This window comes from Labrenzia sp. C1B70 (assembly GCF_000475395.1).
In the GTDB taxonomy this organism is placed as follows: domain Bacteria; phylum Pseudomonadota; class Alphaproteobacteria; order Rhizobiales; family Stappiaceae; genus Roseibium; species Roseibium algicola.
In genome coordinates this window covers 1-16,029 of record NZ_AXCE01000011.1, presented here as the reverse complement: position 1 = coordinate 16,029, position 16,029 = coordinate 1, and the positions used below count along the sequence as shown (strand labels likewise).

At 59.9% G+C, this 16,029-nt stretch carries 11 protein-coding genes; 7 read left to right on the top strand and 4 right to left on the bottom strand.

Features of this window, described 5'->3' with window-relative positions; all coding sequences use genetic code 11:
- Positions 1-19: 19 nt before the first annotated feature.
- Both Q666_RS47375 and Q666_RS47370 read right to left on the bottom strand, forming a co-directional pair.
- Complete coding sequence (locus Q666_RS47375) at positions 20-949, bottom strand: DNA-binding response regulator (RefSeq protein WP_035908266.1); 930 nt, start codon at positions 947-949, stop codon at positions 20-22.
- The gene (locus tag Q666_RS47370; RefSeq protein WP_022999889.1) at positions 936-4,349 is read right to left on the bottom strand and encodes an ATP-binding protein; all 3,414 of its coding nucleotides are present in this window, start codon (positions 4,347-4,349) and stop codon (positions 936-938) included. Before Q666_RS47370 ends, Q666_RS47375 begins: the two co-directional genes overlap by 14 nt.
- A gap of 516 nt (positions 4,350-4,865) precedes the next feature.
- On the opposite strand from Q666_RS47370, the gene urtA reads away from it, so the two are divergent.
- From urtA to Q666_RS47335, 7 genes are all read left to right on the top strand, one after another.
- The gene (gene urtA / locus Q666_RS47365; RefSeq protein WP_208984573.1) at positions 4,866-6,044 is read left to right on the top strand and encodes an urea ABC transporter substrate-binding protein; all 1,179 of its coding nucleotides are present in this window, start codon (positions 4,866-4,868) and stop codon (positions 6,042-6,044) included.
- Between the two features lie 168 nt (positions 6,045-6,212).
- Entirely contained in the window at positions 6,213-7,139 is a 927-nt protein-coding gene (urtB, locus tag Q666_RS47360; RefSeq protein ID WP_031268940.1) for an urea ABC transporter permease subunit UrtB, read from the top strand.
- A 10-nt stretch (positions 7,140-7,149) separates the two neighbouring features.
- Positions 7,150-8,313: an urea ABC transporter permease subunit UrtC gene (urtC, locus tag Q666_RS47355; RefSeq protein WP_022999886.1), complete on the top strand. Its 1,164-nt coding sequence runs from the start codon at positions 7,150-7,152 to the stop codon at positions 8,311-8,313.
- Positions 8,314-8,322: 9 nt separating this feature from the next.
- Positions 8,323-9,078, top strand: a complete 756-nt coding sequence (gene urtD / locus Q666_RS47350; RefSeq protein ID WP_022999885.1) for an urea ABC transporter ATP-binding protein UrtD — start codon at positions 8,323-8,325, stop codon at positions 9,076-9,078.
- Positions 9,079-9,087: 9 nt separating this feature from the next.
- The gene (gene urtE, locus Q666_RS47345) at positions 9,088-9,777 is read left to right on the top strand and encodes an urea ABC transporter ATP-binding subunit UrtE (RefSeq protein WP_022999884.1); all 690 of its coding nucleotides are present in this window, start codon (positions 9,088-9,090) and stop codon (positions 9,775-9,777) included.
- A 58-nt stretch (positions 9,778-9,835) separates the two neighbouring features.
- Positions 9,836-11,065 (top strand): formamidase, encoded by a 1,230-nt coding sequence (gene fmdA, locus Q666_RS47340; protein ID WP_022999883.1) that lies wholly within the window; start codon positions 9,836-9,838, stop codon positions 11,063-11,065.
- A gap of 83 nt (positions 11,066-11,148) precedes the next feature.
- Entirely contained in the window at positions 11,149-11,523 is a 375-nt protein-coding gene (locus tag Q666_RS47335; protein WP_022999882.1) for an FmdB family zinc ribbon protein, read from the top strand.
- A 145-nt stretch (positions 11,524-11,668) separates the two neighbouring features.
- On the opposite strand, the gene Q666_RS47330 is transcribed toward Q666_RS47335, so the two are convergent.
- Positions 11,669-12,052: a hypothetical protein gene (locus tag Q666_RS47330; protein ID WP_152507241.1), complete on the bottom strand. Its 384-nt coding sequence runs from the start codon at positions 12,050-12,052 to the stop codon at positions 11,669-11,671.
- Between the two features lie 139 nt (positions 12,053-12,191).
- Positions 12,192-16,029 (bottom strand): VCBS domain-containing protein (locus Q666_RS47325; RefSeq protein ID WP_023014518.1); only part of this gene is annotated, 3,838 nt, incomplete at its 5' end.

Sequence of the window (16,029 nt, the reverse complement as noted above, 5' to 3'; positions counted from 1 at the left end):
ACTTTCTTGCGAGCCGAGTTCAGCCTTCCAGGATGCGTCTCAGTGAAACAACCGCGGCCGAGGTCCGGTTTTCAACGCCCAGCTTGCCGAAGATCCGGTCCAGATGCTTGTTCACCGTGCGCGGGCTCATGTCCAGAATGGAGGCGATTTCCTTGTTGGACTTGCCGTTGGCAATCCAGATCAGGACTTCGGCTTCGCGTTCCGTCAGGTCGAAGGCATCCTTCAGGATTTCGGAAGGCACGCTGTCCGAGACATCCGACACGCGCAACAGATGCTCACCCGCACTGATGTTGCCGGCATAAGTGAACCGCAACTCCCGTCCCTTGATGCGGGCAACAATGTCCTCTTCCTTCTGGGCAGCCTTTCCCTGTGGCAGCAGGTAGTGGCGCAGCCAGTCGACGGCAGCTTCCGGCAACTGCCCGGCAGCAGCTGCGTCCTCGGCCGTGCCCGTACCAAGCAGCGCAGAAGCCTGCGGTGTTGCCCAGCATACGGCGCCCGAGAGGTCGACCGACATCAAGTAACGACCGGATGCATCAAGTGCGACATGGGCGCTGCGCGAATTTCGGGCGTTGGAAATATGCACGCGCAGACGGGCGATCAGTTCGTCCGGGTTGACCGGCTTGGTGACATAGTCGACGCCACCTGATTCCAGGCCCCTGACAATATGTTCCGTCTCGCTCAGTCCGGTCATGAAGAGAACCGGTACATCCCGAAGGTCTTCCAGCGCCTTCAGGCGCTTGCTGGTTTCGAAACCGTCGAGCTCCGGCATGATCGCGTCCATGAGGATCGCATTGGGAATCACGCGGGCTGCGATTTCTATCGCCTTTCGACCGCTTTGGGCCACCAGAACTGTGAAACCGGCTTCCTCCAGGGCGTCCGAAAGCATGCCCAGGGAAGAAGGCGTGTCGTCGACCAGCAGCACCGTCTCGGCCTGACTAGGAGCACTCATGATCATGTCCGAGCCTTTCCAGAAGCTTGTCGTATTGGGTGAGATCGAATTCCTTGATGAGACGCCGCATGTGGTGGACAAAGTCCGCCGCATGCGGCTCATGCGCCTCGATGTCGTCGAGTTTTGCCTTGATTCCACGCACATAGCCGATGTCGCTCAGCTGTTTCAAAATGCCGAGGCTCTCTTCCGACGGCAGACAGGCCTTCTCGAATATCGCCCTGCCCGACGATCGCAGGCCCTCTGCCGGCGGCGCTGCCGCGGGGTCGTCCGTGCGCCAGACGAGTTTCAATGCCAGCTGAAGCTTGTCCTGCAATTCCTGCAGCCTCACAGGCTTCACCAGATAATCGTCATGATAGATCCGGTGCACCGGGTCCCGGCCACTGTCATCCGCATTGGCCGAAATCATAATGATGACCGCATCGCCAAATCCGCTTTCCCGCAGCTTGCGGGCAAGGTCCCAGCCACTCATGCCCGGCATGCTTATGTCGAGCAGAAAGGCATCGGGACGTTCGTCCTGAACCATCGCCAGACACGAGCGGCCGCTCGCAGCTGCAAGAACCTTGAAACCGAGTGGCGACAGGAAATCCCTGACCAGGGCCCTTTGGGCGGGATCGTCATCCACCACCATGATCGTCTGGATCGGACCGTGATACCCGCGAATGCGTTTTTCCGCCCGCCCCGCCTGGATCGGCGCTTCCGCGGCGCTCAGCAGCATGCGGACCTTGAACGTGCTGCCGGCACCAACCGTGCTTGAAACCTGGATGTCGCCGCCCATCACCTCACTCAGGAGTTTGGTGATCGTCAGACCGAGCCCCGTCCCCGGAACGGCCTCCTTGCCGTCTTCCTCTATGCGTTCGAACGGATTGAAGATCCGCTCGAGATTTTCAGGAGCGATGCCGATGCCGGTATCGACCACTGCAAATTCGGCAACCTGGCTGTGATAGGACACCTTCAGTTTGACGCTGCCTGTGTCTGTCCATTTGATGGCGTTCGACAACAGGTTGATCAGCACCTGCCGCAAGCGCTTCTCGTCACCGAACACGAACACCGGAAGGTTTTCCGCAGGCTCGAACAGAAAGCGCAATTCCTTGGCGTCGGTCTGAAGGCGGAACATGTCGACGGTCTGCGCCAGGAATTCATGCAGGTTGAACCGTTCCCGGTAGATGGTGAGATGCCCGGCCTCGATCTTGGAGATGTCCAGCAGGCCCTCGATCAGCCCGGCCAGGTGATCGGCCGAATGCTGGATCACCTTCACGGCGTCTCGTCTGTGGGCGGGGATTGCCGGGTCCTTGCGCATCAACTGGGCGTAGCCGGAGATCGCATTTAGCGGCGAGCGCAGTTCGTGGCTGATGCCGACCACATAACGGCTCTTGGCTTCGTTGGCGGCCTCCGCGGCTTCCTTGGCTTTCTGCAGCTTGGCGTCGGTGCGTTTGTGGGCGCGGATTTCCTTCATCAGAAGGCTGGTCTGGCGCCTTGTTTCCTCATTGGCGAATTTCCGGCTTTCGTGGACAAGAACGAACAGCCAGGCCATGACACCCGAGGTGACCAGCAGAATGAAGAAGACCTGGGTCAGCGCCCTGCCGACCCCTTCGCTGCCCGCTCCCGGCGAAATGGTTTCCGCCTCGACATAGACAAGCGACAGGATCGCTCCGAGCGAAGCGGTGATCAGGATCATGACACTGAAATAAAGCCCGATCCGGGAGCTCATCCAGCCGGCGATCCGGTCCGGAAGGATCGAATGAAGCAGAACAGTGACCTGGTCGCCGATGCGTGCTTCCTGTTTGCAGTCATCCTCGCAGCGCGCGTCGAGAGAGCAGCACAGCGAGCAGATCGGCCCCGAATAGACCGGGCAATGCGCCATGTCCTCATGCTCGAACGTATGCTCGCAAATACAGCATTGAATGTCAGGGGGACGTTCGCCGTCGGGGGTTACAGCCCGTACCGGTTCACGGGCGATATAATATTTGCCGCCGGTCGCGTAGGCGATCAGCGGGGCAAGGAGAATGGCGGTAAACAGAGCAATGTAGCTTGCCAGCGCATGAGCGGCCTGGCCGAACACCCCGGAATAGGCAATGAGGGCGATCAGGCTTGCCGCGCCCATAGAGCCAAGGCCAACCGGATTGATGTCGTACAGATGGGCACGCTTGAACTCGATATGTTTCGGGCTGAGCCCAAGCGGCTTGTTGATGACAAGATCGGCAAAGATCGCGCCGATCCAGGCAACGGCAACCACAGAATAAAGACCGAGCGTGCGTTCCAGCGCTTTGTAGACACCAAGCTCCATGAGCGCGAGTGCAATTGACACATTGAAGACCAGCCACACCACCCGGCCCGGGTGGCTGTGGGTGAGACGGGAGAAGAAGTTCGACCAGGCAATGGAGCCGGCGTAGGAGTTGGTCACGTTGATCTTGACCTGGCAGACAATCACGAAGAGCCCTGTCAGGGCGACTGCCACCTCCGGCGTCGTGGCCCTGGTGAAGGCGACCAGATACATGTGCGTCGGCTCGATTGCCTTGTCCGGGCTGAGGCCGCTCTGCAGGGCCAGAACCACCAGGAACGACCCCAGCAGCAATTTCACCGCGCCGATAAGGATCCAGCCAGGACCTGCCGCCAGAAGGGCGAACCACCATTTCAGCCTGTGCCCGCGCCGTTGACGCGGCAAAAAGCGCAGGAAATCGACCTGTTCGCCGATTTGTGCGATCAGCGAGAACAGAACGGCGCTTGAAGCACCGAAAAGGAGGAGGCTGAACTGGCCGCCCTCGTCGCCCAGCCGGCCGGAGAAGTTCTGCCAGTCGTCCAGTGGGGCAACGCCCTGCCAGGCCAGGAAAGCAAACGGCAGGATCTGCAACACGATCCAGAGCGGCTGGGTGTAGATCTGCAGCCGGCTGATCAGGGTGATGCCGTAGATCACCAGCGGAATGACCACAAGCGTGCACAGAAGGTAACCGATGTTGAGCGGCACACCGAGGAACAGCTCCAGCGCCGTTGCCATAATGGCCGCCTCGAGGGCGAAGAAGATGAAAGTGAAACTTGCGTAGATCAGCGAGGTCACTGTCGAGCCGATATAACCAAACCCGGCTCCGCGGGTGAGCAGGTCGATATCCACGCCGTATTTCACGGCGTGATAGGCAATCGGAAGGCCGGTAATGAAGATGAGCAGGCAGACGACGGCAATCGACGAGACCGCATTCGTGAAACCGTAGTTGTAGGTGACGGCAGCCCCGATCGCCTCAAGGGCCAGGAAGGAAATTGCGCCCAGCGCGGTGTTGGCAACCCAGACCGGAGACCAGCGGCGGGCGCTTTTGGCGGTGAAACGGAGCGCAAAGTCCTCCAGGGTCTGATTTGCGACCCACTGATTGTATGTTCTCCGCAGGCGTACAACCCGCTGATGACTACCCATTGCCCATCACCATCCCGCCCGCCGGAACCGGCGCGCCAGCCCACTCATTGTGCATCGCATCTATTTTTCATGCACATTTTTGTTCAAGATTTGCGACCTCCCCCTCGAATTGATCAACAACCGTCGATCGACGAACTTCCTAGCAATTTCTATGCCTCATTCAAAAAATATTAAAAAATTTCAATATTCCCATCAATACAAGTCATTCGAATTCAAAAAATACGAATGACAACTTACCTTAAGATCGAATTTCAGATTTTTGGACTATGAATTTATTCCAAACATGGAAGTCTTTCACATGCGGCGGTGCGGAGAAATAAGTCAAATAACCCACAGCAACTGACGCATTGCGGCAGTGCACAATTCCAGACGAGCCTTGGATGCATGCGGAGGAGCTTCACGGCGCTCTGCTTCAACCTCAACCTCAGAGGGGTCCAGAGAATGAAACGTCTGAAAGACTTGATTGACCACCGGCTGTCTCGCCGGTCCGTGCTGTCAGGCACGGCAGCCGCGGCAATGCTGGCCACCGCCAGCACATTTGCACCTGCCATCGCCGACGACGCCAACACGACTGGCCTTGCGGTCACCGAAGACACCGTGAAGGTCGGCATCCTGCACTCAGTCACCGGAACCATGGCGATTTCCGAGACCGGGTCGGTGCAGGCGGAAAAGCTCGCGATCGACCAGATCAACGCCATGGGCGGCGTGCTTGGACGCAAGATCGAATACATCCAGGAAGATGGCGCATCCGACTGGCCGACCTTTGCCGAAAAGGCGAAAAAGTTGCTGGTGAACGACAAGGTCGCGGCTGTTTTCGGATGCTGGACATCCGCGTCGCGCAAGGCCGTTCTGCCGGTCTTCGAGCAGTATAACGGCATGCTCTACTATCCGACCTTCTATGAAGGCCTGGAGCAGTCCCCCAACGTTATCTACACCGGCCAGGAAGCCACCCAGCAGATCATCGCCGGCATCGACTGGGTCGCCAAGGAAAAAGGCGCCAAGAGCTTCTATCTGCTTGGTTCAGACTATATCTGGCCGCGGACGTCCAACAAGATCGCCCGCAAGCACATCGAGAAGCTTGGCCTGGAGGTCGTCGGCGAAGAGTACTATCCGCTCGGCCACACCCAGTTCAACTCGGTGATCAACAAGATCAAGCTGAAGAAGCCGGACGTGATCTACGCCATCGTCGTGGGTGGTTCCAACGTTGCCTTCTACAAGCAGCTGAAGGCTGCCGGCATCGACATGACCAAGGAAAAGCCTGTTCTTCTGACCATCTCGGTAACCGAGGATGAAATCCGCGGCATCGGCGGCGAGAACATCGAAGGCGCTTATGCCGCGATGAAGTACTTCCAGTCTCTCGACAATGAGAACAACGCCGAATTCGTCAAGTCCTTCAAGGAAATGTGGGGCGACGACATCGTTATCGGCGACGTGACGCAGGCCGCCTACCTCGGCCCCTGGCTCTGGAAGGCCGCGGTTGAAAAAGCCGGCAGCTTCGACATCGACAAGGTGCGCCTTGCCTCCCCGGGCATCGAGCTCACCACCGCGCCGGAAGGCTATGTCCGTGTCCATGAAAACCACCACCTGTGGTCCAAGACCCGGATCGGCCTTGCCAAGCCGGACGGCCAGTACGAGCTGGTTTACGAGACGGCCGACCTGATGGAGCCGGATCCGTTCCCGGAAGGCTACCAATAAGCCTCCGACAGTTCCCCCAGGGATGGAAACGCCCTTCCAGAAAGCGGGCATAACCGGGGCGCTGCGTGGAGGCAGCCTGCGCAGCGCCCGTCCCCTTCGTTTCAAACCCTTATTCGCAGCAGGGGAGCAGGCGTTCCGCCTTGACCCCGCAGCATGGAGACGCGCGCAATGTTCGCCGATTATTCATGGACGGAACTCGGGTCCATATTCGCCATGCAGGGTTTTGCCGGACTGATCCTGTTTTCCGTTTTCGTCCTCATGGCCCTGGGTCTTGCAATCATTTTCGGCCAGATGGGCGTCATCAACATGGCTCATGGCGAGTTCATGATCCTGGGCGCCTATGTCACCTACCTTTGCTCCAATTTCGTCGAGACCTATGTCCCGTCCCTGTTCGGCATCTACTTCTTCTTCGCCATGGCATTGGCCTTCGTCGCTGCGGGGGCCCTCGGGGCACTCGTCGAATGGTCGCTCATAAGGCATCTCTACAAGCGTCCGCTGGATACCCTGCTGGCTACCTGGGGCCTGAGCCTCATCCTGCAGCAGGCCTACCGGTCGATCTTCGGCGCGCGTGAAGTCGGCGTCAGCCTGCCGAACTGGCTGCTCGGGTCCGTGCCGCTGACGGACATCATCGAAATCCCGATCAACGGCATCTTCGTCATGGTACTGACCCTGGTCATCGCCATCGGCGTCTATTTCATCCTGTTCCGCTCCCGCATGGGCATGCAGACCCGTGCTGTGGTCCAGAACCGCGTCATGGCCGGGGCCGTCGGCATCAACACCGAAAAGGTCGACCGGCACACCTTTGCCCTTGGCTGCGGTATTGCAGGCATTGCGGGCAGCGCCTTCACCATGATCGGCTCAACCGGCCCCACCGCCGGGCAGCTTTATATCGTCGATACCTTCCTGATCGTCGTTTTCGGCGGCGCTGCAAGCCTGCTCGGAACGATCGCGTCTTCCTTCGCCATCAGTCAGGCCCAGTCCACCATGGAGTTCTTCCTTTCCGGCTCCATGGCGAAAGTCCTCACCCTGCTGACCGTCGTCGGGATCCTGATGCTGCGCCCCGAAGGTCTCTTCTCCCTGAAAATCCGTCGCTGAGGAGGTTCCGATGACACATGTGAAATCCCTGCTGTCTCGACAGGAACTGATCGGACTGCTGGTCGTGGCCGCGCTGATCTTCGTCTTGATGCCCCTGTCGATGGACATCTTCCGTCTCAACCTGTTCGGCAAATACCTGACCTATGCCTTCGTCGCTATCGGGCTGGTGCTATGTTGGGGCAAGGGTGGCATCCTGAGCCTTGGGCAAGGCGTCTTCTTCGGCCTGGGCGGCTATTGCATGGCCATGTACCTGAAGCTGGAAGCCTCCACGCCGGAAGCGACCGCGATCCAGTCCACCCCGGGCATTCCCGACTTCATGGACTGGAACCAGATCACGTCCCTGCCCTGGTTCTGGGAACCCTTCAACAGCCTGACCTTCACGCTGCTGGCCATCATCGTCCTTCCCGCGCTGTTCGCCTTTGTTATCGGTGCGGCGATGTTCAAGCGAAGGGTTGGCGGTGTCTACTTCGCCATCATCACTCAGGCAATTGCAGCCATCCTGACGATCCTGATCATCGGACAGCAGGGCTACACCGGCGGCGTCAACGGCATCACGGATCTCAGGACCCTGAAGGGATGGGACATTCGCACCGACGAAGCCAAATACGTTCTCTACTACGTCAACGGAGGTCTTCTGATCGCCGTGCTGCTGCTGAGCCAGTTCGTTCTCAAAAGCAAGCTCGGCCGTCTCTTGGTCGCCGTCAGGGACAAGGAGGACCGGGTCCGGTTTTCCGGTTACGACGTCTCCAACATCAAGATCTTCGTCTTCTGTTTTGCCGCGGTCCTGTCAGCCATCGGCGGCGCCATGTTCACCTTGCAGGTCGGCTTCATGTCCCCCTCGTTCGTGGGCATCGTTCCTTCCATCGAGATGGTCATCTTCTGCGCGGTCGGCGGCAGGCTTTCCATCTTCGGCGCGGTCTACGGAACGCTGCTGGTGAACTGGGCCAAGACCACCTTTTCCGAAACCTTCCCCGAATTGTGGCTCTTTGGCCTGGGCGGGCTCTTCATCGCCGTTGTCCTGGTGTTCCCGAACGGGCTGTCCGGCCTCTATCGCACCTACCTGGCACCGCATGTCGACCGGCTGATTTCACGGGGCAATAGCGGCAACAGGTTAGAACCAGTCAGCCCTCCCCCCGACCTTGACGGCGAAGCAACCGCAAAGCCAGCCGAGTAGGAGAGACACATGAACACCATCAGCAACAACACCGACTTCCTGCTGTCCATCGAAAACCTGTCTGTTTCCTTTGATGGCTTCAAGGCGGTGAACGACCTGAACCTTTACGTCGACGAAAATGAGATCCACGTCATCATCGGACCGAACGGCGCGGGCAAGACAACGGTTCTCGATCTGATCTGCGGCCGCACCAAGGCGACCGCCGGTTCGATCAAGTTCCGCCAAAAAGAACTGACCCAGCTGCGCGAACACGAGATCGTGCTTGAGGGGGTCGGACGCAAGTTCCAGAACCCGTCCATCTATGAGGACCTGACGGTTTTCGAGAACCTGGAGCTTTCCTTTCCCCGTGGCCGCAGTGTCTTCGGTGCCCTCACCTTCAAGCGCGATGCGGAGGTGACGACCCGCGTGCGCGAGATTGCCGAAATGGTGTTCCTCGACACGCTTCTGGACATGCAGGCAGCCCTGCTCAGCCACGGCCAGAAACAATGGCTGGAGATCGGCATGTTGCTGATCCAGGACCCGGAACTCCTGATGCTCGACGAACCTGTTGCCGGCATGAGCGTCTCGGAGCGCAAGCAGACCGCGAAGCTTCTCAACGAAATCACCAAGGGACGTTCGGTGATGGTTGTCGAACACGACATGAAATTTGTCGAGGACATCGCCCACCGCGTCACCGTCCTGCACCAGGGCAAGATCCTCTCCGAGGGCTCCATGGCAAAGGTGCAGGCCGATCCCAAGGTCATTGACGTCTATCTCGGCCACTAGGAGGCGACCATGCTCAATGTTGCACAGTATCACGTTGCCTACGGCCAGAGCGAAGTCCTGCACGGCCTCGACTTCACGGTCGCGCCGGGAGAAATCATCGCCATCATGGGTCGCAACGGCATGGGCAAGACCACGCTGATGAAATCCCTGATGGGGATCGTGCCCACCAGCAACGGCGCTGCCGCGGTCGACGGCGTCGACATCACCACCATGAAGAGCTACGAGCGCGTCGCCAGGGGCATCGCTTACGTGCCTCAGGGGCGGATGATCTTTCCGACCATGACGGTCCAGGAAAACATCGAAACCGGCCTGACCATCAGCGGCCAGATCAAGGTTCCCGGCGACATCTACGAGCTGTTTCCGGTGCTGCTCGACATGAAGGGCCGTCGCGGCGGCAATCTCTCGGGCGGCCAGCAACAGCAGCTGGCGATTGCCCGCGCGCTGGCGACCAACCCGAAGGTGCTGCTGCTGGACGAACCGACCGAAGGCATCCAGCCGTCGATCATCCGCGAGATGGGCCGGGTCCTGAAACGTATCCGCGACGAGCGCGGACTTTCCATCGTTGTGTCGGAACAGGTTCTGTCCTTCGCCCTCGACGTCGCCGACCGGGTGCTCGTCCTGGAAAACGGCCGCCTTGTCCACGACGAACCGCGGGCAAGCGTCGACGAGGAAAAAGTCTCCGCGTTCCTGTCCGTCTAACCAGCTCATCCAGTTCAACAGCGCACGCTTTTCAGGCGCAAATCCAGAGGAGAACCCCATGGCAGATACACTGATTTCGGTAGATTTGAGCGAGTCGCCGCATACCAATGAAAAGGTCCATAACCGCTGGCATCCGGATATTCCGATGGCGGTCTGGGTGGAGCCTGGCGACGACTTCAAGATCGAGACCTATGACTGGACCGGCGGGCAGATCAAGAACGACGACGACGCGGCGGATGTGCGCGATGTCGAACTGGAACAGGTGCACTACCTCTCCGGTCCGATCGGCGTCAAAGGGGCCGAGCCGGGCGATCTACTGGTCGTCGATATTCTCGACATCGGCGCCAAGGAAGAAATGCTCTGGGGCTTCAATGGCTTTTTCTCCAAGCAGAATGGCGGCGGGTTCCTGACGGAGCACTTCCCGGAAGCCCAGAAATCCATCTGGGATTTCGAAGGCATGTTCACGCGCTCGCGCCATGTGCCGGGCGTCAGCTATGCCGGCCTGATCCACCCGGGTCTGATCGGCTGCCTGCCGGACCGCAAGATGCTGGACCTGTGGAACACTCGCGAAAAATCATTGTTCGATACGGATCCCGACCGCGTTCCGGCACTTGCCGCCCTGCCGAACACCCAGTCTGCGCATATGGGACAGCTCAAGGGCGAAGCGCGCGACAAGGCAGCTGCCGAAGGCGCACGGACGGTTCCCCCGCGTGAGCATGGCGGCAACTGCGATATCAAGGATCTGTCGCGCGGTTCGAAGATCTATTTCCCGGTCTATGTGGACGGTGCCGGTCTCTCCATGGGTGACCTGCATTTCAGCCAGGGCGACGGTGAAATCACCTTCTGCGGCGCGATCGAAATGGCCGGCTGGCTGCACATCCGGGTCAACCTGATCAAGGGCGGGGTCGCAAAATACGGGATCAAGAACCCGATCTTCAAACCCTCACCGATCACGCCGAAATATGACGACTACCTGATCTTCGAAGGCATCTCGGTCGATGAGGCAGGCACACAGCATTACCTTGACGTGCACATTGCCTATCGCATGGCCTGCCTCAACGCCATCGAGTACATGAAGAAGTTCGGCTATTCCGGTGCGCAGGCCTACGCCATCCTGGGAACGGCCCCTGTGCAGGGACATATTTCGGGCGTGGTCGATATTCCAAATGCCTGTGCCACCTTGTGGTTGCCGACCGACATCTTCGACTTCGACATGATGCCGGGTGCGGACGGACCGAAGACCTTCATTGACGGATCGGTCGACGTTCCGCTTGCCCCGGATCTCTGATCCGCACGCGACGACGAGACGGGCCCTGCCCGTCTCGAACCCCTTCCGCCGGCGAGCCGGCTTTCCGTCTTTCAGGATCAATCATGCCGACCTACGATTATCTGTGCGCTTCCTGCGGTCCCATCTCGGCCAACCGGCCGATGTCCGCCCATGCGGATCCGATCGAATGTCCGATCTGCAAGGCGGAAGCTCCGCGCGCGATCCTTCAGGCGCCGCATATGTCGGGCCTGTCTCCCAGCGACCGGGCAGCCCATCAACGCAATGAAACTTCCCGGCACAACCCGAAATTCTCGACCAAGTCGGATCGTGACGACAGTGCGAGGGAAAACCGAAGACGTCACCCGTCGGGCTGCTCGTGCTGTTCCGGCTCGAAAGGAAATTTTCGCTCAAGTGCGGTCTACAAGGCCGACGGCAGCAAGACGTTCCCCTCAAAACGCCCCTGGATGATCAGCCACTGACAGGTCGCGTATTCAGGGATACGTGGCAGGCTGCCTTGTTCCACTTTGTAAAAAGCTGCGTGAGGAGGAGGCGGCCACTCGGTCAGGGATATAGTTTGCGTGGCCTTGCTCACGTTGGCCGAAACGTCTTCAACGTGGCTGTTGGTCAGTCGCACGCGTCGTAGCGGCTGTCGCCGAATTCCAGCCAACGCTGACCGTCGTCTTCGAACACCAGGTATTCGGAGTGGTCTTCCCCCAAGAGGGCAACCACAAAGCCGCGCGGCGGTTGTGTTTTGCCGAAGTAGCTATAGGCCGTCATAGCTCTTATATCGGTCCCGTTCACCGTCACGACAGCATCCCATTCCCCTTCGGGTTGTTCCGGTGTGTGGTATTCAATTCTCTGTTTTCCTGCCGCCTCGCCACAATAGGCGACACCTTTGGACGGCTGCGCCGACACCCGGACGAACCGCCCGTTGAAGATGGAACACGAGGCACCTGCCAACTGGTTCGGGCCGCATCCCCTTTCGAGTGCCCATGAGCTGCTGTGCATCCTTTCGCCGGCAGGAAAAACAGCGCGCCACTGTCCGGCGGTAGCGGGAACCGCTGCAAAGGTGAGTGCGACAGTGAAGCAAATTCCGAATTTGAACATATCTTTTAGTCCCGATTGGAATTTAGGCGGCCTGACACGCCTACCCGTGCTGGTTCGTATCGTCATTTGGATTGGGCAAGAGAGGATCTGGCAAATCGGCAACAGAAACGTCATCCGGAGCGGCGGTACTCGCACCCTGTTGTCCGTCATCATCCAGGCCTGACACATCATCGCCCGGCAGCGTCGCTGGGTCTGGCAGATCGCTCAAAGTCGTGGTGCTGGCAGGATCGACACCGACTGCATCAAGATAGGCGCCCAATTGGTCTGCATGTACCGGTGGAGCCTGAGGCACCTCCGGATCCTGTCCGATTGCATCGAAATAGGAAGCCAGTCTCCCGGCTCCGGCGTCAGCAGGTTCAATTGGCGGCTGCTGCGGCGCATCCGGATTGGTGTCACCGGTCAGGCTCTCGACGTGACCAAGCCCGGTTGTAGCATCCGCAACGTCTTGGGAAGACGTGTCGTGGTCTGGCGGCGGAGCTGGATCGGCACTCATCAGATCGATGGTGATGTCGTCAATATCTGGCTCATCGGGCGCGTCATGCTGAACGGTTGGCACAGGAGAGAAGGTAATGCCTTGCAGCACCGTGTGATCGACATGGTGGCCACTGCTGCCGTGAACGCTTTGAACATCGATCTGGACCTGAACATCCGCAGTCCCGGCAGAGGCGCCCTGCTGAACGATGTGGAAGGTGTCGATGTGCTGACCAGACGCACCGGAAGTTCCGCCCTGTTTTATGACACCCGAGTTCTGTTGATAGTGATACTCGAAGTGCCCGGTTTGCTGATCAATGACCAAAGTCCCGTAGAGGCCTTGAAGCGAAAGGACGACACCGCCATGCCCATTGTCGATGCCCCATCCACCTTGGCCACCGCTGTTGAACGTTCCGGAAAGATGTTGTGAGCCCACGCCCTGCACTGCTGCAACGGATGGCGTCACGGCGGGTGCGTCGTAGGTACCGGTCACGGTAATGACGAGATTTTCCGTATCGGTGGCACCGGCTCTGTCGGTCACGGTCACCGGGATAGTGAGTTGTTCGACCTGGCCTTGCGCCAGATGCTGGTAGGCGGCGTGAGACGGATCAAAAGTCCAGGAGCCGTCGGTGTTCATCGCGAAACCATCGACGGGATGACTGATCGAGAAGCTCTTCGTGTCGCCTGTATCCACGTCCGTGGCGATCATCTGTCCCGTGACGACCTTGCCGTCTTCCACTGCCGATGCGGTGGCAGCAGTCAGGACCGGACCATCGTTGGTGCCGGTTACGGTGATAACAAGGCTTTGCGCGTCAGTTGCCCCGGCGCTGTCGGTGACAGCGACCGGGATGGTGACCTGCTGGGTCTGACCGGCTGCCAGATGCTGGTAAGCCGCATGGCTTGGGTCGAAATTCCACGAACCGTCCGTGTTCATCGTGAAGCCGTCGATGGGCTGACCGATGGAGAAGGTCTTGGTATCTCCGGCGTCGATATCCGTTGCCACCATCTGTCCTGTGACAGAACTGCCGTCTTCGGTAGCCGAGGCTGTCGCTGCCATCAGGACCGGGGCATCGTTGGTCCCCGTAATGGTGACGGTGATGTCATGGGTGGTCCCGTCAAGACTGGCGACTGTGAGCGTGTCCGTGAGCGGCGTGCCACCTACCTGGAGCGCCTGAACGGCGGCCTGACTGTTGTCGGCCGTATACGTCCAGTGGCCCTGGGCATCCAGCGTGAATGTGCCGTATGTCCCCGCACCAGCCACGCCCGTGACCGGCGCAAACGCCGACTCGCCTGCATCCGGATCAACAATCATCAGGGTGCCGTCCACCGTCAGCAAGCCTCCAGTGACGTGCTTGTCTTCCGTCACCAAGCCCGTGTCGGTTCCCGTGATGACTGCTGCGTCCGGTGTCGCCCCCAGAACCAGGCTTGCGGTTTGCGAGACACTTCCGCCGTGACCATCGGTGACCTGGTAGCTAAGGCTCACCGGACCGTTGTAGTTGGCATCCGGAATGAAAGTGAAGCCGTGGGCCACGTCTCCCGTGATGGTACCGTGGCTCGCGGTCAGGTTCGAGACGGAGAGGACATCTCCCGTGTCAATGTCCGTGGCATGGGCGAGAAGCTGCGCCGCAGAGATCAGAACAGCCTTGTCCTCCGTCCCTCTGCCGAGATCGACCGGGCTGGACACAACGGGACCGTCATTGCTGCCGGTGACCGTGATGACGAGGTTCTGGGTGTCGGTCGCCCCGGCGTGGTCGGTGACGGTGACCGGGATCGTCAACTGCTGGGTCTGGCCGGCGGCAAGATGCTGATAGGCGGCATGGCTGGGGTCGAAGCTCCAGGACCCGTCCTGGTTCATGGTAAAGCCGTCCACCGGCTGGCCGGCCGAGAAGGTCTTTGTGTCGCCGTGATCGACGTCGGTTGCCACCATCTGGCCGGTGACGGACTTGCCGTCCTCCGTCGCCGAGGCCGTCGCCGCGCTCAGAACAGGAGCATCATTGGTGCCATGGACGGTTATATCGATCCGGTGCGCGGTGCCGTCGGCCGAGTGCACTTCGTAGATCGCATGGCCCTCTTCGCCCGCCGCGAGGGCCTGCACGGCCGGATGGGTGTTGTCGACCTCGTATCCCCACCATCCGCTGGGGAGAATGTGCAAGTTGCCGCCGAAGGGGTCCGAGACCGCGTGTTCGCCCAGGCTGTTGGACTGGAAGTGGTCGAAGGCCGTGCCATCCGGATCGTGGACGGTCAGGATGCCGCTTACACCGAGCTCATGCACGGACGATCGTCCGACATTCTTGTCCTCGGTGAGATCACCCGTGTCGGTTCCCGTGATGACGGCGGCATCATCGGTCGCAGCCAGCGTCAGCGAAGCGGACTGGGCGGTGCTTCCGCCGTGGCCGTCGGTGACCTGGTAGCTCAGCGTGACCGGGCCGTTGTAATCCGGGTCCGGCGTGAAGGTGAAGCCATGCGTAGCATCGCCACTGATGGTTCCGTGGTCCGCACTCAGCCCCGTCACCGACAGAATGTCGCCCGTGTCGATGTCGGTGGCATGGGCCAGCAGCTGTGCCGCCGAGATCTGGAAAGAATGATCTTCCGTTCCCCTGCCGAGATCGACCGGGCTGGACACAACGGGCCCGTCGTTGCTGCCGGTCACCGTGATAACGAGGTTCTGGGTGTCGGTCGCCCCGGCGTGGTCGGTGACGGTGACCGGAATGGTGATCTGCTGGGTCTGGCCCGCCGCGAGATGCTGATAGGTCGCATGGCTGGGGTCGAAGCTCCAGGAACCATCCTGGTTCATGGTAAAGCCGTCGACCGCCTGACCGGCCGCGAAGGTCTTTGTGTCGCCGTGATCGACGTCGGTTGCCACCATCTGGCCGGTGATGGACTTGCCGTCCTCCGTCGCCGAGGCCGTCGCCGCTCTCAGGACCGGCCCGTCATTGGTGCCATGGATGGTGATATTGATCCGGTGCGCAGTGCCGTCGGCCGAGTGCACTTCGTAGATCGCATGTCCCTCTTCGCCCGCGGCAAGCGCCTGGACGGCCGGATGAGTGTTGTCGACCTCGTATCCCCACCATCCGCTGGGGAGGATGTGCAAGTTGCCGCCGAAGGGGTCCGAGACCGCGTGTTCGCCCAGGCTGTTGGACTGGAAGTGGTCGAAGGCCGTGCCATCCGGATCGTGGACGGTCAGGATGCCGCTTACACCGAGCTCATGCACGGATGATCGTCCGACATTCTTGTCCTCGGTGAGATCACCCGTATCAGTCCCGGTGATGATGGCGGCATCATCAGTCGCAGCCAGCGTCAGAGAGGCGGTCTGGGCGGTGCTTCCACCGTGACCGTCGGTGACTTGGTAGCTGAGCGTGACCGGGCCGTTGTAATCCGGGTCCGGCGTGAAGGTGAAGCCATGCGTA

Bases quoted from the DNA above. Each gene is read 5' to 3' on its own strand.
- Q666_RS47375 (WP_035908266.1), bottom strand. From the start codon at position 949: ATGAGTGCTCCTAGTCAGGCCGAGACGGTGCTGCTGGTCGACGACACG.
- Q666_RS47370 (WP_022999889.1), bottom strand. From the start codon at position 4,349: ATGGGTAGTCATCAGCGGGTTGTACGCCTGCGGAGAACATACAATCAG.
- urtA (WP_208984573.1), top strand. From the start codon at position 4,866: ATGCTGGCCACCGCCAGCACATTTGCACCTGCCATCGCCGACGACGCC.
- urtB (WP_031268940.1), top strand. From the start codon at position 6,213: ATGTTCGCCGATTATTCATGGACGGAACTCGGGTCCATATTCGCCATG.
- urtC (WP_022999886.1), top strand. From the start codon at position 7,150: ATGACACATGTGAAATCCCTGCTGTCTCGACAGGAACTGATCGGACTG.
- urtD (WP_022999885.1), top strand. From the start codon at position 8,323: ATGAACACCATCAGCAACAACACCGACTTCCTGCTGTCCATCGAAAAC.
- urtE (WP_022999884.1), top strand. From the start codon at position 9,088: ATGCTCAATGTTGCACAGTATCACGTTGCCTACGGCCAGAGCGAAGTC.
- fmdA (WP_022999883.1), top strand. From the start codon at position 9,836: ATGGCAGATACACTGATTTCGGTAGATTTGAGCGAGTCGCCGCATACC.
- Q666_RS47335 (WP_022999882.1), top strand. From the start codon at position 11,149: ATGCCGACCTACGATTATCTGTGCGCTTCCTGCGGTCCCATCTCGGCC.
- Q666_RS47330 (WP_152507241.1), bottom strand. From the start codon at position 12,052: ATGCACAGCAGCTCATGGGCACTCGAAAGGGGATGCGGCCCGAACCAG.